This window comes from Legionella sp. W05-934-2, assembly GCF_964199965.1.
In the GTDB taxonomy this organism is placed as follows: domain Bacteria; phylum Pseudomonadota; class Gammaproteobacteria; order Legionellales; family Legionellaceae; genus JAFIFT01.
Window position 1 is genome coordinate 328892 of sequence record NZ_CAXMZT010000002.1, and the last position, 25192, is coordinate 354083.

Sequence of the window (25192 nt, forward strand, 5' to 3'; positions counted from 1 at the left end):
TAGTAAACTAAATTCTAGTAAATTCGAAGTGAAATTTGCTGCATATCCATAAAATTTAGCTATAGCACTTATAGCAAGTTAGTAATTTATCCTATCGATGAGATACGATAGGATGCCCATTCCTTCATAATAATTTAATTAGGATTAAACATGAATAAATTAACCAAATCAACTTTCGCCACGCTTATTTTACTAGGCAGTCATCTTGCTCAAGCTTATGCCGAACCTCAATCGCTGGATGAAAAACGGCAAGCGGTTGTCGCAAAGTATGTCAATAATCTAGCTCAAGCGGATTTAGAAGGTATGCAAGCTATATTCAGCGGAGATGCAACCGTTGTTTCAACCTCGGCAGGTGAAAAAAATGCGCTGTCTTTTTTTGCAGGATTTTTCCCACTGATTCAATCCGCCCATACGCAATTACACCAACGATTCGTTAGTGTGACGGATACAAATCGGCTCGCAGCCCGCTTTCACTTAGACTATCAACTATATGATGGAGAAACAGGTAATGGCGAATATGTGGATGAATTTGTCTTCTACGATAATTCCGAGCAGCTAAAAGCTGTTTATATGTTTGAAAATTTAAAGTTTCCTCAGTAACGATTCACTGCGCATGACAATAATTTGATAGATTCTTGAACGCTGACGCTACCGTCTGCGTTCACCTTCCATTCAATGCTGGCTCATCCATCAGAACCGCTTTATTTAGCTAACTTGCTGTACTTGCAGAGATCTATATGTTAATATGTTGCTCATTTTAACATTGTCTTAGTCAGTCCGATGCATTACATTAATTATAAGTTACTTGAAAAACTTCCTGAATATCAATTTGATGCCTATCGCTACTATCCCGATATTCTGCCCTATCAACATGATAAAAACTCATTCAAACACCATTGGCTAGCTTTATCACAAGCGCGGTATATTTATTCCAATGGCGTTGAGGTCAAACCGGTCAGTTGGTTTCACTATGTCTTTGAGTTAGTGAAGGGATTTTTTGGATTTACCAATCATTGCGCACCAGAAAAAGTGACGATGGGTTTAATGAAGCTTGGTTATTATGGCTATCTTCACGGCTATCACACCCCCTTTCAAAATCCCATTCATTACCCTTTGCCCCTTGATTATACCAAACAGCTCACATTACCTCGAACCAGCAACACCTCCGCGCAGTTGCAAAACCAATTAATTGGTTACTACGTCGATAATCAGTACTTTTTAAAATCCAAAGAGGCTTGGATTCCCCTCACAGCATACCATATTTTTGGTCTTAGTCTCACACGATGTGATGCTTATGACGCGATACCCAGCATCGATCCAACCAATAGGCAATTAATCACATCCACGGTCAAAAAGCTAGAAGACAGTGGAATAGATTATGATTTTCTCGTTGGCAGTCACTATGCAAAACAAGCAGCGGAATACAACGTCCAATTGAGTGAAGTCAATAAAGGGGCATTTAATAGTTTATTAAGTTGGCTCTCTATCAGAGAAAATAAAGTACACAAGCATTTAAAACGGGCATTGCAATTGGACCCGAATTGCAAGATTGACAACTTACAACCCTATATCGATTATTATTGCCAGCATAATGACTTGGATCTTGCATTTGCTTTAATCCAACAACTTGAGGACACGCAACAAGCCATCCAGTATTTAACCAAAAAGCCCTTTACCACGGAATATTTGCAAAACCACGTCATCAAAGACTCACCGTTGGGGAATGCTTTAGCAGGTTATTACTTAAGCTTAAGTTATAAGACGAGTAATGCCGAGCTAGCCAACCAATTTACTAGCAACATCAGTACGATTCATCGGCGACATGCGTTTCGCTATTTGGTTGAAAAGTCCTTTTTTGACCAGGCGTATGAAATTATCAAGGAAAGTCCCGTTGAAATGGATGCCTATCATACAAGCGCCAAACAGACCTTGGCTGATTACTACTCTGAAGAAGGAGAGAAATATTATCAGCAAGGGTATGACCTTCTTAAAAAGGAAGCTTTTAAAGAAGCAAGCACCTATTATTTAAAATGCGCATTAAACAAGCGAAAAGCCCTTGATGTTGATCCAAGCGAGGATCATCGTAGAGAATACCGTGTGCACCTTCGTTTATACGCCCAGGTACTCATTCGCTCCAACCAGAACCAACCGATAGAATCCGTCAGGGTTGATCAAGTTCTGAAAGCGATTAAATTTCTACAAGATTGCCATGCGAATGTCAATGAAGATGACCAAAACGAAAAACAGCTGATTGTTAGAGCGCTAGCCTCTGGCCTGATGTTATCCATTGACTGCCTATGCAATAAATTCCAGGTAAATGATCTGTATGATAAATTTCCCGATGAACAAAAAAAGCATGAACAAGAGCATAAGCATGACATTCAAACAGCCTGTCAATCACTTCGCAATGTCATTCGTCTATTAGAAGAAACCAAGGAAAAACCGCTCAAAAAAATTTTAGCGAAAGCCTATTTTACCTTGGGGGATATTATATCGTTCTTCAACTTAACCGAAGAGGCACATAACCCCATAGACTGTCATCGCAAAGCCAGCCAATTAGTCCCTGAAAATCCGTTTTATATCCTGCGCTATTCCGAGTTGATGACAAATAGCGACCAGCATGAGCAGATTCAAGAAGAGGCCCTCGAAAAACTACATGATGCTGGTTACACTGTGAGTGAATACATGCATTGGTTTGATGAACGATGGCATAAAAAGAAAATTGGCTATAATAACCTCTTCGATGTCCACAGCGCCGAAGTGCCGGAAAAAGGACATTGGTATACGGGTTTAGGGTTCTAAGATATCATCGGTTCTTGAGATAGCTTTTTCCTTATAACCCTACCTTCATACTGGACACTTTCCTAAAAGAACTGTCGTTGCGAACGAAGTGAAGCAATCCAGTTCGATCTCTGAACAAAAGTCGGTTTTAGATTGCTTCACTTCGTTCGCAACGACGGCTTATTTAAAAATTGTCCAAGACAAAGCTTTATTCCACCCTATTTTCTGACTAACAAATGTTTATATCGTGGCCCATTCGTGCTATAATGAATCATAGTTTACCTCAAAAGATCAAATCATGTCACTTCTCTATTATTACGGCTGGGCCAATTATTTAAACTATGTTAAGTTCTGTGAGAAAAATGGAACGACCCCTGATAAGGCAGTATTTCTTTTTCCGGGGAATGCTTCCCATCATGGGAAAAACCACAATCTCTATACAAAAAAAGGGGGCGGTGGCTTAGCTGCCTTTTCTGGAGAGCTTGGCGATAAAGGCCTTCCCGTTCTTAGTTTACCGACCACTGGCATGGGAAAATGGGCAACAGATACTATTATCAAACAAACAGTACAAGGCGCTGTTGACGATTTATGGAAGGCGGTGGGTGCTGGTTATGACTTGGTATTACCCGTCAGAGATCACGAAAATAAAAAATATTTTGATTCGCCACTAGAAACAACTGTCTCAGAGTATGATGATAAATTAGAAATGATGATAGAAAAGCCTGTTGAACCCAGTTTTTGGGGCGCAATTGAAAAAATGCCCAATAAACCGCTTGCCAAGTTTTATATTAACCAATTAAATATCCTTGCCCAATTTATGGCGGTGAAAGGGACTGAGAAGGAAGCAACGTTTTTATCAGAGTTAGGAAAAAATCAACTTAACCTCGTTGCAGCCTATCGCAAAGGGCAACAAATGCAGTCAAACGATCCTTGGTTACAAAACCCAGGTAGCACCAAAACACAAACACTACCGCCTAAAAAGCCGGCAGCGTTGCAAACCGCCGCTCCCACTCAGAAGCAACCAGAAACGATTTTAACTGGAGAGAGCATGACAAATCCTGACTCACAACCATCGACAAGCGCACCATCCTCCGTGGAGGAATTAGAAATCAGCAGCATCCGTAAACGAGCTATTCTTAAGCTATTAACGCTGTTTAATATAAACGATTGTCAAGAAGAAGGGATATTTCGAGTATCGCCATCTGAATCAGAAAAGCAAGCGAAAATCAGAGAGCTACTCAAGGAAAACTTCGCCGCACTAAGTGACAAGGATGAACCGAACCTTAAGGCCGGGGTTCTTAAGCAGCTGATACGCGATCTACGGGCCATCGAAAAACTGCCACTGGTTAGTGATCCTATACGTGATAAGTTGTTAAAGGCAAATGAGGATAAATCTCATGAGGATAAATTAGAACGAATAAAAAGCGCGATTGGCGACTTGCCATCCGAAGATAAATTAATACTCAATAATCTGCTTAAGCTTTGCACGGACATTACTAAACAACCAAAATCTAAAATGAACGCTACTAATTTAGCAACTGTCATTGCACCCAATTTTATTAACGCAAATCCAACTGATCTTTTGGCCTCATTTCAATTCAATGATGTGTTTCAGTTTATGATTGAGAATTACGAACACTTAGCACCTTCATTGGCTATTACAGAAGTTTATAAAGCAGATACGACAACCCACAAGTCACCCGAACCAAGCCTCGAGCAAACGCTCTTCCCATCGCTGAAAAAAGAGATTGAAGAAAAAACATGGGACGTTGGACTCTTTGGGGGTGTCACCGTGGATATTGGCAACGACAAAAAAGTCGTCATGCCTCATCATGTCGCTGAACTCTATGCCATCTGCCAACGGGCCAAGCCTGATACGTTTAAACAGGATGTAGCCGATGCAAAAGCCGTTATCCAACAACGTGATGTCCCCAAAGGGGTGTTTGATTGGATTAAGTCTATCTTAAAAGCCTTGGATGTGTTTCATTTATTTTCTAGAAAGGAAAGCACAGAAACGTTTTATAAAGATAAACTAAAATTATTCGCTCCAGGCACAGATAGCGAGCAATCACCAGTGGTTTCTCCCGAAAGCAAAGCACCAAAATAAGGCCATGTTCCCGGATTTCGGCTGCGCCTGCATCCGGGTTACAATTCTTCGATTTTTAGAAAAATCAATCGAGTCTGACCCCATTATTAAGGCTATTGTTGCACCTTCTGCCAATACGCTTCTTCGAGATAATAAGGCACAATCTCCGCTTGCTTTAAGGCAAAGTTGGCGCTTAAATCCCCGGCTTTTTCTGCAAAATGAATGTCTTTGGTACCGCTTAATTCATTCATCACATAATTATAAGCCCCTATCATTTCGCCATCGACTTGATGATACAAATCACGGGGTGTTTGATAGGTATAAATATCGGGTATCGTGCCCACCCCTTCCAAATAGCGGTCATGGTTGGAGTAGCCTCTTAAAATTGAAAAGCGGAAATTGCCAAAATGCCATGGTAATTCAAACCATAACGGGTAACCTGTTCCACCACCAGTTTGAGCTCCCAGAACCTTGCCAATATGATTGGAGGAAAAACTATCCACAAAGGTATCACAGGCAGAAAAGCAACGTTCATTGGTTAACACATAAACGGGTTTGCCATATAAAGGTTTGTCCTTCGCTAATGGTTGAATATCGAAATCGATCCATTCTGAAAATTCATAAACTGACGGATCAGTTTGGTCAAATCGTTCCAATAATTCGGGTCGGTCATAGATCGCTTGGTAAGAATTTTTTAATTGCGCTTTATAACGTTTCACCTTTTCTGTAATAAAATGAGCAACGACACTATCACCAATTTCGCCCCATCCTCCACCATTATTGCGAACATCAATAATGAGCGCTTTTGTATTTTTTAGTCCAGCCAGTTGCTGTTTAATATAAGCAATCATCGGAGGTGGCTCTTCACCAAATGACATTGCCGTAATGGTTAATACACCAATATTGCCTGGTAAAATTTTTGTCTGCACAACGTCGGCAAGCTCAGGATTGGTTGCAGAGGAATTGGGATATCGAACCCAAGGCAAACTAACCGTTTTGACTTCTTTGCTTAGGTATTTTTCGACAGTCAAATTAAGATTATCTTCGGGTGCCTCTTTGAATTTATTTAATGCGGGTAACGCCGAGGCGGCATAGGATTGGCGGGCATGATTGGTGGATGCAGAAATCGTTTGGCCAAGTTCTTCAATATAGTCATCAATGGGTTTATTATTCACCGCGACCACTTTATCGCCCGGTTCAACATCCACAGAATAAGGGCCCATTTTATCGCGCTCTACCTTCGCAATATAATAGCCTTCAGGCAGTTTCTTAACGCTTATTGGCGCATAAAACGCCCACTTACCGGGATAAATATAATTAACATGCCCATCATGAACCCCTGCGGCTATTTGAGTCAGAATTTGTTGGAATTGCTCGAAGGTTGTCGTTTCATCAATTTGTCGTTTCGCATTGTCAATGATTGTTTGCCAATCAACCTGGTGTTGCTCTTTTTTAATATCCCAATAACAGTAAATATCCTTTGCTGTTCGGGCGATGTAATCAATGGTTTGGATATATTGCTCTTTGGGAGTGTCTCCTTTTAAGGGAGAAGCTGCTAAACAAATATTGGGATTAATCACACTCAATAGCAAAACAGACAAGGATGAATAGCGGAGGAGCCGTTGTTTGAAAATCATAATACGTCCTTAATATCAATTGTAAATCCGGGGGTATGTCCCTAGGGCGTGTCCTCATTCCATTAGTTGAAGCGAAAGTGTGAATAATTGAGCACCAAAATGACTTTGAATGAGGCGAATAGATTATTCTATTTAACGAATTCAAAGTTATTTTGGTGCCAATTAGGCACATTTGCAGCCAATTAATGGAATGAGGACACGCCCTAATGTCCCACCCCAAAATCATGGCATTTTTGGGTTTGGCTTGTCAACGAATGGGATTGAATTGGCGGAGGAAGAAAATAGCCCGGATTATGGCTTCGCCTAATCCGGGCCACCGTTTATTGGTATTCGGGGTATAAATTTCCGAGATCGGGATACAACGGCTCTTGTCTATTTTCCCAGGCTGGATGAGACGGTGGTAAGTCATTGGTAACACCATTAGCACCATTATAGAATGAATTTGGGTTTTCCATCGGGGGTGCGGATGGTGCTATCACAAAGGGTCTTGGTTGCTCAGCCACTTCTCCAACTGGCACTTGATAATAGTAATAGTAAGGATTATCCGCTGTCCTAACCGGCGCGCGCAAATCAATTGTCATATCACCAACCGTGATTTCTCGTGTGAATTTCCCATCTTTTAATTGACGTAATTTTTCCAACAATTGCTGCTGTTTTTCACCCTCATCGGTAAACATACGCCATAATTTATCTTGCACATGGTCAGCCCCCATTTCATTACGAATAGCCACCATCGCACATTTTACTTTAATAATATCTAGGCCCATGCGGGTTAACTTATTTTCTTGTTCATTTGTTAACGAAAACCGTTGTGGCTCAGCGGGATCCATTGCCTCTTTATTCTTATCTCGAATGAAAAGCTCTTGAACTTTGAACTGACTAAATAGTAGACCAACCGTGCCAGCACCAATCACTGCTAAAGCCGATGTTGCGATAATGGTGACACCAATGGGGCTGATACCAGCAGCGATTGCAAGTGCTGTTAACGGACCGGCTAGCATGACCGAACCAATAAAACCACCGGCAAAACCCGCTGCTGCCATCATGGATAATGACACAAGCGCTCTCATCATCCCTTCGTTATGGAGAATTCTGTCACCGCAATCGATGAGTTCGCGTAAGGCATAAAAAGCGAGTACAAATGCCGATAGGGCTAAGGCAGCTAAGATTAATAACAGCACTAGCTGCGCTAATGGATCGCCGTCTTTTTTCTCTTTTTCTCGCCCATGATGATGGTTGTCATACGAACCACCATAGTTGTAGTTATACGTATAAGTGGGTCTCGAAAGATTGGATAAAATCATCCAATTCAACCATGGGTCGGAATGACCGCAATAATAATCTCTGTGATAGTGATGATGGTTCACTTCTTTATAAGTAGTTGGGATTTCTATCCTTCTTTCTGTTTTGGGTAGATTTCGATAAGCAGGCATCGACTGAATCACTGTGTCAAGCACTTGATATGCTTTATGCTTTTCCGCTGGATGCAATTCTTGCAAGTGGCCATGCTGTAATGACCAATATAGTTTCTCACCAAGGTTTTGGGTAATCTCTACCGCTCCGCTCCCTTCTTTTTGCTTTTTGCGAAAGTCACTCTGAAATTCTAGGAATAATTGCGCTAATTGATTATCAGTGAGATTATTCATACATACTGCCTATAATTGTGTATTAGGTGGTCATTATATATTCTACATTTCCAATATGCAATCAAATGTCCGCCGTTTGTCTAAACAAATCATCGCCTGTGAAACTGTCACGATGTTAACTTCTTACTATCAACCTGAAACCTTATAGGGTTAATCCCCCTTGAGGTTGGTAGTTATTGATTGCATCCCTGTAGATTTCTAATAGCGCGTTCGCAACCTTTTCACAAAATTGATTGTGATATCTTTCTCGGTTTGGATGTTTTATCAATGACGCCAAATCGATTTCAGACAATTTTTGGTTTATGGCTTCAACCCACTGTTGGCAAACATAAAAATCATGATCATAGCCCGATTTCGGGATGGGAGTCTTTGCGTCTGGAATTTGTAGGTCTGTCCATTGCTTATTCAACAAGTCGATCGCAGCTTCTGTTGCTTTATTGCCAATTTTCTCAGAAAGCATACCCTCTTCATCCTTTAGCGTGACTTGCAGGTAGTGTGTGACTAACCTTTGGAAAGAGCGAAAACCGTCAATTACCGTTTGCTTATCAACATAGGCACGATTTGCTTTCCTACTTTTAGCCAGGGATTCTTTCAAGGCTTTATCATAGCCAATAATCAAGGTTATCGCTTGCTCAGTATCACTCCATAACTTCGCGTTATTCTCATTAAGGATTGCCTCCTTAAATTTTTGTAAAGCGAGAAAATGAAAGTATCGTTCTAATAGCTTTTTACCTTCAGCTACGCAATCCTGCATTTCAGAATCAAATAGTTTTTTTAACGAAATCCTATTTATGTCAACCATCTCCGCTTCTTCATTTTGTAATGTCTTCGCAAAAACAGCATCTTCAGCACTCAACTCTTCAATTCCATGAATAAATTGAATGATGCTGATAAAGTGTTGTTGATCGGCCTCTTTCAACTTTGCCATTGAGGTCAGGGTTGTATAGCTTGGCTTAATCTGCAGGTAAAGATTTATTAAAAAACGATGGTTTCTTTCAGATATCGGCTTGCTCACTTCCGAAAGACTGATCTTTGGGTTCATTAAAGCTAATATTTTGATCATCGCGGCTTCCGCGCGTAACCTTTTGTAGCGCATATTATGCGCTTCAAACCCAAATTTATTCCCTTTAAATACCTCGAGACGTTTATCTTCTGGCCAGGTTTCAACCTCCGTTGGAAATTCAAAAAACTGAGAATGAGACATAGCCTCACTCACTGCGTCTCGTAAATAGAAATAGAGCACTTCACGATGCCGAATACCGAGCTCTAAATGTTTCTGATTAAATAGTTTGTTGAAAGCAATCAATATTCTCTCAAGGGTATCAACCAATTCAGTTTTTATCGGATAAAGTAGCTCATTTTGCTGCAACTGAAGCTTTCTACTGACCAAAGTTGCGGTTCTCAACCAATCAATTGATTGTGCTTTTTCTCGTTCCGTTACTTCAATAAACTTCTCTTTGCAAGCCAATGTCTGTCGCCAAATTGCTTCATCCAAATCTGGCAAAATTAGCTGTCCTATCAGAATCGAGGTATAGTTTTGCCGTTTAGCATCCTGTCGTTCCTTGTGATTGACTAGTTTATAATACAAAGCTTGTGCTTGAAGGTTTTTACTTTCCAATACAGGAACTTTCGCTTTATCTGATTCTGTTTCTGGCACTAATTCTTTTCGAGTTTTCCGCTTCGTTTCCGGTGAGGAGTCAGAATGCGTTTCGCTACCGCTTCGCGATAATCCTGAAAAAAGAGACAGACTACTCGCTGTGCGCTGTAATTTTCGGGTTAATGAGGAAGGTGCCCCCCCGCTCAGAGAACGAGTTTTCTCCTTTCGTACCCTGGATAACTTTGGCGATTCGGCTTTGTTTAATTCGGGAACAGGGTGCATGGGAAAGTGATTAAGCATCGAAGAGACATTCGCAATGACCACAGCTCCCGATTCAAAATTGATAAATTCATATCCTTTCGTTTTTAATTTGTTTTTTATACTATCGGGGGAATAGATAATATCGGGCTCAGGTTCCAACACGGACAGCTGACATAAAGCACTGTCACTGCCGGGATTATAATCCCACAGTATCGCTTTATGTTTGTACTGGATGCCATTAAAGGTTAATATCACGTCTACCACTCCTTAAATACACTTACATAAATCATATTGATTTATTTATAATCATAAAAATGCAAATTTATACAGTTTTTGCGCTAAACTCAAGACTATGCACTAATTTCCAATTAAATGTGAACGGTTTAGCAGATAGTTATCTAATAGTTAACTTTGAGAATTGGTAGGAATTTTAACAAGTCGTGACTGAATTACCAATGCGTTGATAAGGCTGGATAAACCATGCAGGCAAAAGGAGGATTGTGATTAATGAGGAATATCGCTGACAAAGTTCAGTTTTTTAAGTGGAATAATCATGGCCAAAGTCACCGCTCCCATTAGCAAGGTGATAAAAATGACAATCACCGCCACCACAACGGCATTTCTAAAGGCATGTTTACTTGTGCCATGACTATGGACAGCAGCCAATTCCAAGCCACAAAACGATAACATGATGGCGGTCAAACTGGTATAGCCATCTTCCTGAGGTTTGGGTAATGTTGAGAGACTGTGCGGATCATTCCATAAGGTATATACGCCGATGAGAAGTAAAATAGCAAAGGGTAAAAGCAGCCCAATGGTGGTGCACAAGGTATTGACTCGACTCGATAGCTGAATGCCTTTGAAATTGATAATGGTTAGCAACCAGATTAACCCATTAATTAGGATAAAGATCTCGAAGATATGATTGGCAGATGCTGGGTTAATGCAAAATAAAAGGGACCCGGCAATAAGCGCGAAAAAAGTGGGGTAAATCAAAATATTTTGCATAAATTGCAACCAAAGGGATGCAATCCCCATGCGCTGTCCTAATCCTTTTCGAACCCACCCCAAGATGCCATGAGGGGATTGATAGGAAAACCAACCACAAACAATGGCACAAGGGAGAAGAAATAATAAAAATGCTAGCAGAAAATAGCCTGGCAAGGCACGCCCAGCCAACGCAGCAGCAGGTAAGTTACGAATGCTATCCACTGAACCGATGGTTATTAATGCCAAACTCCAGGTTGATAAAGGGCGCATGATTAAAATCGTAACGATAAGCAGCTCAACCCACCGTCAATTTTTCGGAACTCACTCAAATCAACCGGTATCACAGCATACCCTGCTTGTTCAACCGCTTTGATTGTTCGAGGAAATCCCGCTGGCATGAGCATTTTGTCATTGATCATGATTGAGTTTGCAGCATAGGATTCTTCGGGCTCTACAATAATTTTATGAAACTCATTAAACGTCGGACAATCAACCAAATGGTGCTGGATCAATAAGGTTTGATTGGCAATATAAGATACCCCTGTTTTAAGGTGAAGCATGTTTTCAAAAGAAACGATGGAGGCTTGGTAGTCGTATTGCTTCAATATAGCTATTAATTGCTCGGCACCCGCTAGATTGGTTCGGGCTGATAAACCAATATAAAAATGCCTTTCAATCTGTAACACATCACCACCATCCAAGAAGCCAGGTGATTGGATGTGATGTAAATTCTGAGGATACAATTCAGCCAACAGAGGCTCAATGAATGCCACTTCATCCATACGAGAGGGCGCCCCGGGTCGGGTGCACAGAGCAAATTCCGGCGTTAACACGGCGGGGTCTTCAACAAAACACGCATCAGGAAAATCATCGAGTGCCCCTAAGGTCGTGACCTCTAGCCCACAACACTTCAAAGCATCCACATAGTTGTGATGTTGTTGGCATGCATTGCTGTAATCAACAACGCCTAATTCAGCAGAGCTGGTCAGTCCTTTTGCAATCGATTGTGAGGGAGTTCGCACAATAGCACGATGAAAATACATAAAACATCCTTGATTGACGAAAGATGCATTATACCCAAGTTAACAACACAGGGATAGCCGCGCGGCTACACAGCCATCTTTCGCAGTTTCACGATTTTTTCATCGCCTATGCCTTGAGAAACACACACAAGATGATTCACAGGAACATCTTGCCATTCACAGTTAAAATCAGTGAGCCTTTCAGAGGTAACCAGCACGCAATGCGGGTTTCCTTTGCCTTCAATCATATGATAGCGATCCCCTTTTTTCACAAACGCATCACCAACGGAGAAATGAAGTGTTCGTGGGGTTTGTTTTTCTTCGCTGTGATAACGACATGCAACCAGTTGCTTGCCATCGGTCAGCACAAAATTTAAATTTGAATCACCCGGACCACCGTGCGTGGAAACTAAGCGTTCTATTTGGGCAATGGTTTCTTCCAGGGTGATAGCAACCACCTCAATATTGGATAAATCTCGACCTTTGGCTAATTGTAAAAATAAATGAAACGCATGCTCAGAGTCGGTTTCACCTTGAATGGACTCATAGATATCATCTTCCAATAGATGCCTTAAATGACGCTTAATTTTAGCGAAATTATAAATACCGCCATTATGCATAAACAGGTAGTCCTGATACATAAACGGGTGACAGTTATCATGCGAAACACCACCATGAGAGGCCGCTCTGACATGGGATAGAAAACAAGGCGATTTAATTTTCGCAGAAAGATGCAATAAATTTGAGTCATTCCAGGCCGGTTGAATCGATTTAAACAAAGCCGGTTCAGTGGATAATTGCGGTACATACCAGCCTAAGCCAAAGCCATCCCCATTGGTCGGCATATCCGTTTCTCGAGCATGAAGACTTTGACTGATCAAGGAATTAACTGGCTTTACCAAAATATCTTCAATCAATGCATCATGTCCAATATAAGCCACAAATCGACACATAAAATCTCCCTTTTTAAATGATCACGGGTATACTTTCTTAGAGTGTAGACTATTTTGATCAATGGGCTTTAAGGCTAATCCTTAGGAGGCCGTTCAGCATTAAGCTAGTTCGTAATGACCATTAAAAAAACCGGGCACGGGCACGTAAGTCCTAGTAGAGTGATTTTTTAGTTTGGTACCTACAAGACAAAAACAAAAGCACTCTTTTTGCAGCTGTGATATGCTACTAAAATGGATTGAGATTTTGGGAAGGATATCATGGATCAGTCGCTGCAAACTTTTGTTATCACAGGCGCCACCTCAGGTATTGGTTTAGAAATCACGCGAGGACTTTTGCAAGCCAATAAAAACGTCATTATGATTGTCAGGAACCCCGATTTAGCCGACAGGCGCATCGCCGAATTCAAACGAGATTTTCCTCACTGCCAACTATCCTACATCATTGCCGACCTAGCCAGCCAGCAGCAAGTTGAATCAGCCGCCTCACAACTACGCTACCATTGTGAGCAAATACATGGCTTGATTAATAACGCCGGTATCTTTATGACCTCGCATAAACTATCGGAGGATGGTATTGAATTAACTTTTGCCGTCAATCACATGAGCCATTTTATTCTCACTCAACTGTTGTTAGATCGTTTAGCAGCATCTGGGTCAGGGCGAATAGTGATGCTTGGCTCACATGCTCATACTTTTGTGGACCGCATCCAATTTGACAATATTGGTTGGCAAAAAAAATTCCGTAGTCTGAAAGTGTATGGTCAATCCAAACTTGCTAATCTGTTATTCATGAGGCAAATTGCCAAACAATTACCATCAACCGTGACCATAAATTCCGCCGATCCGGGCGCTGTGGCCACCCGAATTGGTTGTAATAATGGCAAACTAGAACAAATTGTGTCCGCCGTGTTTCGTCAGTTTTATCGCTCCATTCCCAAAGGGGCAGAAACCCCCTTATACTTAGCTCTCTCCCCAGATGTTGAAGGTTGTAGTGGTTTATTCTATAAAGATAAGCAAAAAATTGACCCATCCGCTTCAGCCCAGTCTGATAACTTAGCTCAACAGCTTTGGGATTTTAGTATGCAGTCGTGGAAAAATGCATCGTTGATTAATCATGCTCAAGATATACTCCGTTGCCAGCGCCAGGCGGATCACAGTATAGTGTAAAAATAACTAACACGGCATAAGGGTTGGCGACATGATGGCAATTATCAAACCTCAAACGGTTGCTCGTTGGCTATTTGCACTGATCCCACTGGCCGGATTAATCAGCGTTATGTCATTACTAACCGATCAATGGTTGAGAACCATTTGGCAATTCACCCTCTTCATAACCCTCCTATTTTATGTCGCCTGTGCCATCATTCCCACCACCATTCGTAAGCTTCAATCGATGCCCTACACGTTTAATTTAAATAACAATTGGGGCCCAGATGGCATGGAAACTCAAATACTGACCTATGCTTGTTATCATACCCATTGGTATAACCATATCACGCACACAGCCTTTCCAATAGAAGCTTTTCTTTGGCAGCTGGTTTTATATAGTCATTTAGCGCTAGCCTATAATCAGACCCTGGCGTTCATTGCTTTAACCGCATTTTCATTGGTGTGGCTATTTCAAGCTGTTAGCGTTAAAGAACGTTTTTTCACTCAAGTGATGGCGAGTTGGTGGCTTGCCGTGGGTATCGTGGTGGTGCTAGCAACCTATCTTCTATCTGCCGAGTTCTGCTACCATTGGAGCATCCTTTTATTACTGTCCCTAGGATTTTGGCGGTTTTCCGGCCATTGGGTTGAGCCTATCCCACCTGGACTAATTAACAACGTAAGCTTTGTCTCACTCAAGCAAGCGGGATTTCATATCCGTTTGCTAAACGCGACCCTACTTGGCTTTTTCTCTGAATTTGCCGCAGGACTTCCTTTTCGTTTGGTGAATACTTGGATTTATGTTGGTTTGCAACAACGGCTCGAAAATGCGCACATGAACTATTCCTGGCAACAAGCCAAACGAATTCGAGACGACATCCACAGACAAGGTTGGGAAGCTCATCCGAGAACAAAAAAACTCATTGAAAATGAAGTAGGAGTTTCACATCATGGCGGTGCATGAGACAAAAGCAGCATCCCCCTTTCAACTGCTTGTTAGCGATGACGGAAGCAGTAGTATTCTGATATCTCATCGCCAGCATCGCTACTTGTTTGACTGCTGGCTCTCGCCTCAATATGTCGCTTTGCACCCGGCATTTTACTCAGGTAAGCGGACTACCCCTGCTTGGCTTAATTTATCTTGCCTACCCGCCTTAGATGGTCTCTTGCTTTCTAGCCGACAAAACGATCATTCCGATCCGAAAACGCTCCAGGCGATATATCAAAAAAATCCATTATTGCCTATTTGGGCGCCTGCTTCCTTGGCGTATAAATTACGCCACATTGGCTTTGAGGTGATTTATACCAGTCGGGTTGGGCAGCTGTTTCTTATCAACCAACATCTTCGTGCCCTGCAATTATCCGGCTATGGCGGGTGTACTCCTTTTTTACTCCAAGACATACCTAGCAAACACACACTCTGTATTGCCCCACATAGTATTGATCTGCCATGGTTAAAAGCAAATCACGTCTGGATCTGCCAACAATTTGAATTGTCGCTGGACTGTCCATCCATCACAACACTTTGTATTGGCATTACTCCAACCCTGCTTGCCCCATTCGGTCGTCTTTCTTGGATAATGCCGCAAAAAGGAATTAATATCCCCTTACCCCAAGACACGTTAAGTATCTTGCAATTGTTAAACCCAAAAAAAATCATCCCTATTCATCATACGCCCGAATTGAGAAGCGGTTGGGCTGCGAAACATTTAGTCAAGTTCCCGCATGCACCCCAAAGCCCACCCAACCATTCGTTTATAGATATTGGCACAAAATCCGTATTACAATGGCTAGTAAGCCGATACCAAAAAGGAGATTTTATCAGCCCCAAAAATGAACCCATAAGTTGTTAATTTTTTTCACATTGGATGTGGATTATTAGGGATCCTCCCTAAGTTGTTATTCAGTTGTCCAATAGGCGCAAGGACAGGACTTACGAAAAACCCAAAGGTCGAGGCAAAAAAAGTTTTTAATGAGGGAGTTTAGATTCACTAAATGACCGAATTATAAACTTTATTTAACGAAGAGATTGGGAGCTTTTCGTAAGTCCTGAAGGAGGTTGTCTATGCACAAAGCGGATATCTATACACACTACCCTCAAGGGTGGTTTGCTGTTTGTTTTTCTTCAGAAATACAGCCCGGGCAAGCGAGGGCAAGAAAATTAATGGGGAAAGAGTTCCTATTATGGCGTGATGACGCTGGCAATGCCCATTTGCAGGACGCGTATTGTCCCCATTTGGGAACGCACTTGGGCCATTGTGGCAAAGTCATTGGTCAAAAAATCCAGTGTCCGTTTCATGGTTTAACCTTTGATGGTCAAGGCAAATGCTCAACGACCCTCAAAAAAATGAGTCAACCTCATGGCAAGGCGGTTGGCTTAAAAACCTATCCCCTAGTCGAGCAAAATGGCATTATTTTTAGTGCCTTTGACAGTGAGTCGACCTTTGCACATTGGAAAATGGACCCGGTAGATTTAAGTGAGTATATGCCTTCACGAACAGCGTTTTTTACGCTTCAATCAAGTCCTCACGAAATAACTGAAAACACCCTAGATTTACGCCATTTCAGCGCCTTACATCAATACCGAGGGGCTTGTCTTGAATATGAAGCAAATGGCCAGTACTTACAAGTTAGGACTGCTATTAAACGGGATGGCAAATTGTTTGGGCGCTCCGGGCTAGTGAACATCGAAACTCTCACACACCATCATGGGTTAGGTTATGCGAATGTTCACATTTTAGTGACTGAATTAGGCATACGGTTTTGCGGGTTCGTCCTACCAACCCCCATCGATAACCGCCATATTGAACTTAGGTTTCAATTACAAATGAAATCGATGGATAACGTCAAACAAGTGCACCCGCTTCTCCGTTTCATGCCTAATCGATGGGCTAATAAGCTTGTTTTCAGACAGTCATTTAAAGGGTTTTTATTGAATGTCGCCGAAGATTTACCCATCTGGCAAACAAAAACGTATTTAAGTGAACCTGCCTTATCGGAACTCGATGGCCCTATTCCCTTTTATCGTCAATGGGCAAGCCAGTTTTATCTGCCAGTGGACAGTCAATCGAAGAAGGCTTGCGTGAAGGAAAACTATGACTATACCACATAAGCCAATTTAACCATGATTGCATACAAAAAAGGCATATAGGTATCACTTGGATTGAGATTTGATTCCCCATACCCAGCGGTGTATTGGCCGCTAATTTCAGCCAGGAAATGGGGATGGATTGGTGTATTCATTCCGACGATAAATGTCGGTGAGTAACTCGATTTATCCACGACGAAATCACGACGATGCAGCCTGGAGACGCCGGCACCGGAGTATAAACGCCAATTGGAATTGGCTATTTTCATCATGACTTTTGCTAACACGGATAGTGTGTCTGTTTTGGTAGTGAGTTGGGTTTGTCCATGGTTATTAAATGCAAACAAACTCCATGGATCAAACGTCACTGTGGCATTGGGGAAGCGAATATAATTTGCTTCCATGGCAAAATAAGGTGATAGCTCATAATCCACAAATCCTCCCCAGACGGCGCCACCTTCTTTTGCCTCTATTGGTGTGGAAATTGACAGTGCCATATTTTGGTTTTCTAGGTTGGGTACTAAACCTCGCCAAGTCGTTGAGCCAGCCCCGCCTAAAACACCAAAATAGAAACGATGGTTTTCAGAAGTGCGGGCATCCTTCGCATTGATAGGACCTTGTATCCCTAAGAATATCAGCAAAATGAAGACTAATTTTTGCATCATTGACACTCAGAAAACGTCAGACACATCGGCGACCATCACCACTGCAAAGTTGATTCTTAGAATCTCTTCCACCGTTGATATAACAATTCCAACTATCCACACAATCTTGCGCAGGGGTATGCCTTTGGTTGGCACAGGCCGATTGTAAGGAACCATATGCTGCCACCATGCGATTAAGTATTTGCTTCATGTCCTGGCACATGCCTTTGGGTAAACCTGTTTGCTGGCAATAGCAGCTTGCTGCTATTTGGAACGAAGCACAAAATCCAGGATGATTGGTTGGTAGCGCATTCTGACATGCATAAGATTGAAAAAAGCTGGTAAGCAAAACGAGAAAAGTGAATAAGCGTAATTTGAACATCCTATGAAATCCTTTTATACATCATTGCGTGATTAAGGGCATGCCCTAAAATCAGACCTCAATCCATTTTCACCGCAGATCAAGGAACGTTCATTCCCTTCAGTGCGTCTCCATTAAATCTTAATTAAAGCCAATGTTCAAGTATTTCTTGCCAGTGTTATTGAATTTGAAACATGTACCTATCATTGATAAACTGTTGGAAATGTTCTGAGATTTCCAATAATTTTCCCAAGTCATCTGGATCGGATAGGTTGTCGATGGCTTGTTGGATGATTGCAAAGTTACTTTTTCGATCGCATTTAGTTCCACGAGTCAAGCTATCTTCAAAATAATCGGGGTAGGCTTCTAAAAGAATGCGAAGGTGCTCAAATTTCCCCTGTCGAATGCAAAAAGAAACAATATCTTCATCGTCTTGATTAATAAAATTATAAGCCCTCACCCGATCATCAGTTTGTTTTAAAAAGGCATCAAACACTTGTTTGAACTGCTTCGCATTGAGTAGATCGATGGCATGGTGTAACGCTGTATTATCCTTTCTGTCGTGGACTAAGCAATTAGCCCCTGCTTGGATGAGTTGCACCACAGCATTCACCCGCTTATTGAACAAAGCAAATAATAATGCCGTCTTACCGGAATGGTTCTGTTGCCTATCAACCCGCGCGCCATGATCTAATAGTTGTTGGATATACTTTGTTTTGCCCATCGCTGCGGCAATCATTAAAGGCATGAGCGTGTCTTTTTCGCGATTATCAAAGGGTTGATTCATTTCATTGACTAATACCGCTGGTAATGCGCTTTGGGTCTCTAACCAATGGAACGCTAGTGTTTTACCACTCAACATGGCTTGGATTAGAGGCGTCATCATCAGCATTTCCCCTTGATAGAGGGCTAAGCAGGGCTTTGATTTAGGCACTGAGGCTAACTGATAGTGCTGCTGGTGATTTTGTAAAAACTGGGTCATTGACTCATCATTATCTTCTGGGTTTAAAAATAAATACTCTTTTGAAGCTCTTTCATCATAGGCATTATAATCAACTAAAAATTGTTCCCCCTCATTCATACTCTGGGTCGTCATCACTTTGACTATTTTTCGACCCTTGGAGGTCGCTTCAACAAACACCACATTATCATTTGTATCGGAATAGTTGATAAATCGAGTAAAGTTACCTTTAAACTGGGCATCAACAATCCTTATTCCAACCCTCATCGCATAATGGTTGTTAGCCTCATCGCTGCTGTCTAAGTATTGGCTAAATTCCTTCGCTGAAGGATATTCCTCACCCGTATATTCAGCAACACACGTTCCCTCTTCAATGGGTTGCTTGGCAAAAAGCCCTTTCCCTTCAATTTGATTCAAGAGATGAATTGGCTTTACTTCAACGAGCTCCGATTGGTCTAATGGTGAGATAAGATAATCTTCGGGACGCATCCCTTTAATGTTTAAATTTTTTAATAGTTGTCGTTTCTCTTTGAGAGAATAAGACTTAATTTTCTTTTTTTCAGGCTGAAATATGGATAACTTCCCGGCCGTGCCGGAGGTTTGAAAATCGTTTAACCACTTCGGCTGTTTCGTCTTGCGCTTTCCTTTAAGGGACTCTTTTTTGCTGGGCATATCATTCTCACGAGGTTTGACGTCATTGCTTTGATAAGTGAATAGATTAAAGGCATTGATTATTTTAAAAACAACACCAATAGATTTATTTTAAATCAAGGAGTGTATTTTATAGAATCCACATTAAGGTTTTCTTAAGCGGTAATTGATCGTTTGAATATTGCCTTTGTACCGGACAAAAAAAAGGAACTAATACGGGCTCGGGCTCGGGCAAGTATTAGATATGAGGTTTTATCCGGTACAAAGTATATAATATGAAATCAACCCTCGTCATAACGAATCGCAAAATCCGTCAAGGGCTCGGGCTCTACTTTTTCTTGGTGGACAGACTCAACCTTCGCCAATGCGGGGCCTTTATGAAGCCATTGCCAGAGTGCTTCAAGCTGTTGCTCTTCTCCCATCGCCAACACTTCAACGCTGCCATCTGACCGATTACGAACCCACCCGGTCAAACCGCCGATTTGCATGGCCTGTTTGACAGTAGAGTCTCTATACCAAACCCCTTGCACTTTTCCATACACTCGATACCGCATGCATTGTGTTGCCATAACTCTATCCTTGTTATTCATAAATGAATGTTTAAGGTAAACAACTTGATAAACGATTTATCTTAGTTTGTTGGCGTTCGATTTCTTTATCAAATAGTTGCGACGCCTTTTGATGATAATTATCCCGTTCTTGCTCATAGGTTGATTGGTATATGCCTTTAAAGAACTTAGAAAAATGTTGCCAATCATGATTTTCTGATTTATCTAACTCGGATTTTGCTTTCTCTAAGCGCTTTATTTTAGTTTGCTTATACGCCATTTTCTGTCGGATAAACCCATAACTTGAGTCTGCGTTTCCTTCCAATGTCAGTTTAGCGATGTGCCCTTCGATAGCCGAGACCGATTTTTTGTAGTTAATATCACCAAACATGTTTTCATCATAGTCGTTGATATATTCCGTGAGAATTTGCAGCAATTGGTTCAGCTTTTTTAAATCATCTTCGACAGCCCCCTCATATAAACTATGATTAAAATGCTTTAGAAACAAGGCATTTACAACACTCTCATCTTCTTCAGAATCCAATGGCTTGTATCGATAATATTGATCGCGCATTTCAAACCCAAGGTTCTTAGCGATATTTCTAAACACGCCTAAAATTGGTGGAATGATTTTGTTTCTTAATAGGAAAAATAAGTTCACACCCACTGAAAGTTGATTCGTTAATGCCAAAGCCCCGAGCAGAGTTGATGTCGAAATAATGGTGGGAAATAAGAAATAGGACCCTGCAATAAAGGCCGCCAAAAATAATAAGGTAACGATTATTTCGACCTTGCCAACGTCGTTCTGATAAATGCGATATCCGAAATTTGTTATGTTACCCAAACACAAGGATATGTTTGCCAACATCAGGATAATTTCATGAGAAAACAAACTAGAGGCCATTAATGCTGGGGTAAAAAAGAGGGTGACGGCAAACGACATCACCGAATTTAGGCTGGTAGACGCCTTATTAAATATATCCCCGACATTTTTTTCGCGGTTACGATTGCGCTTAAATGGTGACTTTCTTAAATCTAATCCCATAACAACACCTTGGTAATCTCTTAAAATCAGAAAACGCCATGATAGGAGTCAATGTGTTTAGCGTGAATAACCCTAATGCATTATCATTGATATGTAAAGTTTTCATGATGATTAAAAGGCAAGTCACGCCTCACTCATTTGTGTCACGCTATTGGCATTAAATTTTCGCCGGTCGAATACTGTTCGGCTAACAGCGACAAAATTATAACTAACAATTATCAACAATAACCAACGAAGCCATGCCGTATTTAAATGGCTTACAACCCCTAATCCCAAAAATACGCCCAAGCAACCAACGAGGCTTAGCCAGCCTATTTTTGCCATGGGTAAATTGGGTTGTTTAAGGAATATCATCGCAGTTAGCGGCTGCTGCATAGCGCCGGCTATGGTCATAATTGGAAAAGCAACGATGGGTGACATATTTAGCATAAATAACACCGCTTGCACCATCACGAATAAACCGACCCCGGCAGCCGTTAACGAGCCCGCTATGACTAAGCCAACAAACCCAAAAAATAATTTCAAACCTCGCAATGTGGTTAACGAGCCATCCATGGGTAAGCAATCAAATTGAGCTAGCAACAGCAAAACGATTATCACCATAAAAGCGGCCATCATGGCAATGCACAAAGGTTGTTTATTTAATCGGGTCATTGTCAAACCGCCAAGAACTCCACCAATGCACGTTGCTAAAACCAAGGTGAGTAAGGTCAGCATATCAACTTGGAACAACGTTAGAAAAAATAAGGCCTCAATCAAACCGGGGATGACTTGCGCTAGGTTTGTCATGGCTGGAAACTCAGCATCTTCAAACGTATTGAGCGTTTTGGCTAAAAAGATATTCACGGCAAAACTACCCATGCCGATGGTATCGGCAAAGAAAGCAATAATGCCGCTAACGGTTAGTTTTTTTAACTCAGACCAAGAAAGGCCAGTAGATTTGGCTTGCCGATGGTAGTTTAGCATCATGAAAATAGCTAAACCATTGAAAATAAGCATGGCTAAGATGATTAATAATATGGCCACTATTGAAACGTTTAAATCAACATGGGCTTATTATACACACGGAGGAAGAATAATCATAGTGAATTGTCGAGGCGAGGGCAGCTCTTAAGCACTGACGTACCGAAGTTGTCCCTGAGCGCATCTGAGATTTTTTACAGGACAAAGGTGCCGTCGTTGCGAGCATAAGCGAAGCAATCCAGATCGATCTCTGACGTGGTAAGATCTATTTGACCACATCACTCTAATTTTAACGCATCGGTCTTCTAGACTGCTTCGCGCTGCTCGCAGCGACGGCGAAGTTAGTTCGGGACGTTTTTCAGGACCTGTATAAATGCTCGCAACGACTAATTTTCGATGATATCTCAAAACTCAGGAACGTTCCGGGACATCCTTCTGTGCGCAGGCGTTTGCAGATTAGCCTATTAATTAAATAAATCGTCTATCCTTAAGGACCCACCCATCAATTACTTTTTCGGATAAACAGTATTATCCAGATTTTCTTCGAAAGTATCCAATGCTTCCGCCGATTTTGTTTTAGGCGTGCGGAAGAAAGTATCGACATAGCCTTGTTTTGAAATCGCTACTAACACTGCAGGAATCACGGTGATGGTGGCTAAAACGCCGATAATGCCTTTGATGATCGGATGAAGATTATGCCAAACGCCACGGTGTTTGGCGAATTCATCCCGAGCCCCAGTGATTGCATCGGTACATTCTTGCTTAAATTGTTGTAAACCATCTTGGGTCAAATTCTTTTCAAAGGTCGTTTTAGCTTGTTCAAGCTTTTGATGAAACTGCTTGACCTTTTCAGCAACATTCATATAAGCCGGATTATAAGCAGCCTCGCTAACTGCTCCTTTTTTCTTCAGTGAATCAGTGACTTTTTGGAGTTCTTTAAGATGCGTTTCAAAAGCAACTAACGCTAATCGATAAGCTTTTGATTGTTCTTCTTGATCTGACTCATCCGATTTTAAAGGACTTTTTGCTTCTTCGCCAACCTGTTGATTTGAAGATGGGATATCGCTTTGTGGCACGGGTGTCGAACTTTGCGTGTCTTTTTGAGGCTCTTGTGTCAAGCTTGTGCTACCTAAATTGCTTTTTTGGGAAGAACCATGACTATCTTCTTCCGTTATCACGGGCGTTGTGCCTTTCTGTTCGTCTTGCTGTTCAAGATATTCATCGAAATCAAGCGAATGTGTTTCAACGTGAGATTGGTCTTGAGTGCCCATCACTTCAAGAAGTCCGGCAGTAATCGGTGCAAAAAAATTAGCTGCTTCTTCTTCGGTATAATCATCATCATTGATATCAGAAAGTTGACCATAATGCTTAGCACGTAATTTCGCCACTGCCTGTCGGTATTGCTCTTTATCGTCTAGTTTGGCAAAGGCTTCTAGTTCCGGAGGTAGCACAAAATTCTTCGTATCTAATTTTTCGACCCATTCAGGGTGACTCATGGCATATTGAATGAATGCCACACTCATCGGGCCACAAGAGACTAATGTGTGTCCTGAGGCCGTTTCTTTCTCAAATTTTTCTTTCTGAGCAACTTGATGACAAATAACCAAGTCCATTCCACCTATCTTATTTTTTTCCTCTAAGCCTAATCTTGCTTTCGCATAGTCTTCCGGTGTTAGTTTTTCATTGGAAAAACCAGTCGGATTGAATAAAAACATTGTGCACGTCTCATCATTATCGGGATTTTTCCGCAAAATTGCCGACATGTAATGGGCAGAACCCAATTCTGGTTTAAAAATGATTGGAAAAAAGGTTGCCTCTGAGTTTAGCAATTGATTACTACATTCCCACATTAAATCTTCAAGCTTATGGCTAAATTCCCCATCAAAAAATACATAAGGAGGAAGCATCACTTCCTCGATAGACTCAGGGAGTTGTTGATAATGTTGCCAAACCAACCATTGCACATCATCATTATGATACCAAGTTTCAAACTTTCGACTATCTTCTTGATCTCGGGTGGTAAAAATATCTTGCGCTTTTGTCATGTTAATATCTTCTTTTCAAATTGAATAAAAATAAGGCTTTTATATGGATGGAATTATAGCTTAATTGGATTAACAAAATATTAACAGATCAAGCGATAATTTCTTTTTAGTGTATCGGTCAAAAACTCATATCTAAAACGTGCCTGTGCCCGAGCCCATAGCCGTCAAGCTAAGGAATAATCATGATAATCGTATTCGTTCTTCGTTTTTTGTCCGCTACAAAATTCACTTTTATCCCGAGTTTTTGTAATTGAAGTAAAAATACCCTGCAAAAGCTACTCAAACAGCAACCATTTGATTATGCTAGAGAAGAAGACAACGTTATAAGGACATAACTTTGACGCAGGGAAAGATATCCCGATTAAAGAAAGCTGGTGGCGCTTTTTTGGGTAGCATCACTGGCCCAGCCGTGGCCATCACCGAAGGATTTGTGTTTCAATTTGACCTTCCCATCAAAGAAACCATCACCAATAAACAAGATTTTAAACCACTGGTTTTACTCAATGCCCTGGTGATGACAGGCCTATTTAATCCAATGCTCACGGTAAACAATATTATCCATTACTTTAACGCTGCCGTGGAAGCAGGCAAGGAAGGTGGGCCATCGGCAGTGCTTGATTCGTTTGAGTTCTTACAGTTGCCTGTCGGTAGCTTTTTTAAGCCAACCCTGGAAGGAATGTCGCAACGATGCTTAGCGACTGAGTTAGATATTAACAACCACGCTCGTAGGGGGCCGTGAACATGACTCGGCTCAGTTATCTTTACCC

Annotated in this window: 21 protein-coding genes; 8 read left to right on the forward strand and 13 right to left on the reverse strand. The window is 41.4% G+C overall.

The features are described from left to right. The first annotated feature begins 150 nt into the window (after positions 1-150). The 3 genes from AB3348_RS03500 (at position 151) to AB3348_RS03510 (ending at position 4888) form a co-directional block, all read left to right on the forward strand. Complete coding sequence (locus AB3348_RS03500; RefSeq protein WP_367606162.1) at positions 151-600, forward strand: hypothetical protein; 450 nt, start codon at positions 151-153, stop codon at positions 598-600. 180 nt (positions 601-780) lie between these two features. Then, complete coding sequence (locus AB3348_RS03505; RefSeq protein WP_367606163.1) at positions 781-2802, forward strand: hypothetical protein; 2022 nt, start codon at positions 781-783, stop codon at positions 2800-2802. A gap of 277 nt (positions 2803-3079) precedes the next feature. After that, entirely contained in the window at positions 3080-4888 is a 1809-nt protein-coding gene (locus AB3348_RS03510) for a Rho GTPase-activating protein (RefSeq protein WP_367606164.1), read from the forward strand. 92 nt (positions 4889-4980) lie between these two features. On the opposite strand, the gene AB3348_RS03515 is transcribed toward AB3348_RS03510, so the two are convergent. The 6 genes from AB3348_RS03515 to AB3348_RS03540 all read right to left on the reverse strand — a co-directional run bounded on the left by AB3348_RS03515 (position 4981) and on the right by AB3348_RS03540 (position 12973). Next, the gene (locus AB3348_RS03515; protein ID WP_367606165.1) at positions 4981-6504 is read right to left on the reverse strand and encodes a S41 family peptidase; all 1524 of its coding nucleotides are present in this window, start codon (positions 6502-6504) and stop codon (positions 4981-4983) included. Positions 6505-6824: 320 nt separating this feature from the next. Further along, the gene (locus AB3348_RS03520; RefSeq protein ID WP_367606166.1) at positions 6825-8150 is read right to left on the reverse strand and encodes a hypothetical protein; all 1326 of its coding nucleotides are present in this window, start codon (positions 8148-8150) and stop codon (positions 6825-6827) included. 142 nt (positions 8151-8292) lie between these two features. Then, positions 8293-10263: a hypothetical protein gene (locus AB3348_RS03525; protein ID WP_367606167.1), complete on the reverse strand. Its 1971-nt coding sequence runs from the start codon at positions 10261-10263 to the stop codon at positions 8293-8295. A gap of 249 nt (positions 10264-10512) precedes the next feature. Next, the gene (locus tag AB3348_RS03530; RefSeq protein WP_367606168.1) at positions 10513-11268 is read right to left on the reverse strand and encodes an amino acid permease; all 756 of its coding nucleotides are present in this window, start codon (positions 11266-11268) and stop codon (positions 10513-10515) included. Between the two features lie 2 nt (positions 11269-11270). Further along, complete coding sequence (locus AB3348_RS03535; protein WP_367606169.1) at positions 11271-12041, reverse strand: dimethylarginine dimethylaminohydrolase family protein; 771 nt, start codon at positions 12039-12041, stop codon at positions 11271-11273. Positions 12042-12106: 65 nt separating this feature from the next. Next, on the reverse strand, positions 12107-12973 hold the full coding sequence (locus tag AB3348_RS03540; RefSeq protein WP_367606170.1) for a class II glutamine amidotransferase: 867 nt from the start codon (positions 12971-12973) through the stop codon (positions 12107-12109). Between the two features lie 258 nt (positions 12974-13231). Between AB3348_RS03540 and AB3348_RS03545 the strand changes: the two genes are divergently transcribed. From AB3348_RS03545 to AB3348_RS03560, 4 genes are all read left to right on the forward strand, one after another. Then, positions 13232-14140, forward strand: coding sequence for an SDR family NAD(P)-dependent oxidoreductase (locus tag AB3348_RS03545; RefSeq protein ID WP_367606171.1), 909 nt, complete (start codon positions 13232-13234; stop codon positions 14138-14140). Positions 14141-14171: 31 nt separating this feature from the next. Further along, positions 14172-15083, forward strand: a complete 912-nt coding sequence (locus tag AB3348_RS03550; RefSeq protein WP_367606172.1) for a hypothetical protein — start codon at positions 14172-14174, stop codon at positions 15081-15083. Beyond that, positions 15070-15972 (forward strand): hypothetical protein, encoded by a 903-nt coding sequence (locus AB3348_RS03555; RefSeq protein WP_367606173.1) that lies wholly within the window; start codon positions 15070-15072, stop codon positions 15970-15972. Before AB3348_RS03550 ends, AB3348_RS03555 begins: the two co-directional genes overlap by 14 nt. A 212-nt stretch (positions 15973-16184) precedes the next feature. Next, positions 16185-17231: a Rieske 2Fe-2S domain-containing protein gene (locus AB3348_RS03560; protein WP_367606174.1), complete on the forward strand. Its 1047-nt coding sequence runs from the start codon at positions 16185-16187 to the stop codon at positions 17229-17231. On the opposite strand, the gene AB3348_RS03565 is transcribed toward AB3348_RS03560, so the two are convergent. The 7 genes from AB3348_RS03565 to AB3348_RS03595 form a co-directional block, all read right to left on the reverse strand. Further along, positions 17219-17872 carry an outer membrane beta-barrel protein gene (locus AB3348_RS03565; RefSeq protein ID WP_367606175.1) on the reverse strand — a complete coding sequence of 218 codons (654 nt, stop codon included), beginning with the start codon at positions 17870-17872 and terminating at the stop codon, positions 17219-17221. The two genes, AB3348_RS03560 and AB3348_RS03565, sit on opposite strands and share 13 nt — an antisense overlap. Positions 17873-17888: 16 nt before the next feature. Further along, on the reverse strand, positions 17889-18233 hold the full coding sequence (locus AB3348_RS03570) for a hypothetical protein (RefSeq protein ID WP_367606176.1): 345 nt from the start codon (positions 18231-18233) through the stop codon (positions 17889-17891). Between the two features lie 157 nt (positions 18234-18390). After that, entirely contained in the window at positions 18391-19845 is a 1455-nt protein-coding gene (locus tag AB3348_RS03575; RefSeq protein WP_367606177.1) for an ankyrin repeat domain-containing protein, read from the reverse strand. Positions 19846-20105: 260 nt separating this feature from the next. Then, entirely contained in the window at positions 20106-20393 is a 288-nt protein-coding gene (yccX, locus tag AB3348_RS03580; RefSeq protein ID WP_367606178.1) for an acylphosphatase, read from the reverse strand. Positions 20394-20424: 31 nt separating this feature from the next. Then, positions 20425-21417 (reverse strand): hypothetical protein, encoded by a 993-nt coding sequence (locus AB3348_RS03585; protein WP_367606180.1) that lies wholly within the window; start codon positions 21415-21417, stop codon positions 20425-20427. Positions 21418-21540: 123 nt separating this feature from the next. Then, positions 21541-22386 carry a sulfite exporter TauE/SafE family protein gene (locus tag AB3348_RS03590; RefSeq protein ID WP_367606181.1) on the reverse strand — a complete coding sequence of 282 codons (846 nt, stop codon included), beginning with the start codon at positions 22384-22386 and terminating at the stop codon, positions 21541-21543. A gap of 500 nt (positions 22387-22886) precedes the next feature. After that, complete coding sequence (locus AB3348_RS03595) at positions 22887-24425, reverse strand: hypothetical protein (protein WP_367606182.1); 1539 nt, start codon at positions 24423-24425, stop codon at positions 22887-22889. 337 nt (positions 24426-24762) lie between these two features. Here AB3348_RS03595 and AB3348_RS03600 point away from each other — a divergent pair, with 337 nt between their 5' ends. Next, the gene (locus AB3348_RS03600) at positions 24763-25164 is read left to right on the forward strand and encodes a hypothetical protein (RefSeq protein WP_367606183.1); all 402 of its coding nucleotides are present in this window, start codon (positions 24763-24765) and stop codon (positions 25162-25164) included. Positions 25165-25192 lie beyond the last annotated feature (28 nt).

Bases quoted from the DNA above. Each gene is read 5' to 3' on its own strand.
- AB3348_RS03500 (WP_367606162.1), top strand. From the start codon at position 151: ATGAATAAATTAACCAAATCAACTTTCGCCACGCTTATTTTACTAGGC.
- AB3348_RS03505 (WP_367606163.1), top strand. From the start codon at position 781: ATGCATTACATTAATTATAAGTTACTTGAAAAACTTCCTGAATATCAA.
- AB3348_RS03510 (WP_367606164.1), top strand. From the start codon at position 3,080: ATGTCACTTCTCTATTATTACGGCTGGGCCAATTATTTAAACTATGTT.
- AB3348_RS03515 (WP_367606165.1), bottom strand. From the start codon at position 6,504: ATGATTTTCAAACAACGGCTCCTCCGCTATTCATCCTTGTCTGTTTTG.
- AB3348_RS03520 (WP_367606166.1), bottom strand. From the start codon at position 8,150: ATGAATAATCTCACTGATAATCAATTAGCGCAATTATTCCTAGAATTT.
- AB3348_RS03530 (WP_367606168.1), bottom strand. From the start codon at position 11,268: ATGCGCCCTTTATCAACCTGGAGTTTGGCATTAATAACCATCGGTTCA.
- AB3348_RS03535 (WP_367606169.1), bottom strand. From the start codon at position 12,041: ATGTATTTTCATCGTGCTATTGTGCGAACTCCCTCACAATCGATTGCA.
- AB3348_RS03540 (WP_367606170.1), bottom strand. From the start codon at position 12,973: ATGTGTCGATTTGTGGCTTATATTGGACATGATGCATTGATTGAAGAT.
- AB3348_RS03545 (WP_367606171.1), top strand. From the start codon at position 13,232: ATGGATCAGTCGCTGCAAACTTTTGTTATCACAGGCGCCACCTCAGGT.
- AB3348_RS03550 (WP_367606172.1), top strand. From the start codon at position 14,172: ATGATGGCAATTATCAAACCTCAAACGGTTGCTCGTTGGCTATTTGCA.
- AB3348_RS03555 (WP_367606173.1), top strand. From the start codon at position 15,070: ATGGCGGTGCATGAGACAAAAGCAGCATCCCCCTTTCAACTGCTTGTT.
- AB3348_RS03560 (WP_367606174.1), top strand. From the start codon at position 16,185: ATGCACAAAGCGGATATCTATACACACTACCCTCAAGGGTGGTTTGCT.
- AB3348_RS03565 (WP_367606175.1), bottom strand. From the start codon at position 17,872: ATGATGCAAAAATTAGTCTTCATTTTGCTGATATTCTTAGGGATACAA.
- AB3348_RS03570 (WP_367606176.1), bottom strand. From the start codon at position 18,233: ATGTTCAAATTACGCTTATTCACTTTTCTCGTTTTGCTTACCAGCTTT.
- AB3348_RS03575 (WP_367606177.1), bottom strand. From the start codon at position 19,845: ATGCCCAGCAAAAAAGAGTCCCTTAAAGGAAAGCGCAAGACGAAACAG.
- yccX (WP_367606178.1), bottom strand. From the start codon at position 20,393: ATGGCAACACAATGCATGCGGTATCGAGTGTATGGAAAAGTGCAAGGG.
- AB3348_RS03585 (WP_367606180.1), bottom strand. From the start codon at position 21,417: ATGGGATTAGATTTAAGAAAGTCACCATTTAAGCGCAATCGTAACCGC.
- AB3348_RS03590 (WP_367606181.1), bottom strand. From the start codon at position 22,386: ATGATGCTAAACTACCATCGGCAAGCCAAATCTACTGGCCTTTCTTGG.
- AB3348_RS03595 (WP_367606182.1), bottom strand. From the start codon at position 24,425: ATGACAAAAGCGCAAGATATTTTTACCACCCGAGATCAAGAAGATAGT.